The organism is Streptomyces colwelliae, assembly GCF_048158785.1.
In the GTDB taxonomy this organism is placed as follows: domain Bacteria; phylum Actinomycetota; class Actinomycetes; order Streptomycetales; family Streptomycetaceae; genus Streptomyces.
Genome location: NZ_JBLTJC010001077.1, coordinates 1 through 384, shown reverse-complemented (window position 1 = coordinate 384; position 384 = coordinate 1). Strand labels below are relative to the sequence as shown.

General features: G+C 68.2%; 1 protein-coding gene. It reads left to right on the top strand.

Annotated elements, in window-relative coordinates; translation table 11 throughout:
- Nucleotides 1-384 (top strand): methyltransferase (locus tag ACNFOC_RS55890; RefSeq protein ID WP_416966509.1); only part of this gene is annotated, 384 nt, incomplete at both ends.

The window sequence follows — 384 nt, the reverse complement described above, 5'->3', positions numbered from 1 at the left end:
GCCTCACGCATCTCGTCAAGGGCGAACCGGCGCTGGTGCCGGCGATGGCGCGCAAATGGAAGCAGATCAACCGCTTCGTCGAGATCCTGTCGGCCGCGGTCGACGAGGCCGGCTTGACCGGCCCGGTGCGCGTGGCCGACTTCGGCTCGGGCAAGGGCTATCTGACCTTTGCGGTACACGACTGGCTGCAGGCCCAGGGCCTGGCGCCGCGCGTCACCGGCATCGAGCTGCGCGACGACATGGTCAGGTTGTGCAATGCCGTCATCGAGGGTGAGCACTTGAGCGGCATCCGCTTCGACCAGGGCGATGTGCGCACCCAGGCCGTGCAGCCGCTGGACGTGATGATCGCGCTGCACGCCTGCGACATCGCCACCGACCATGCCC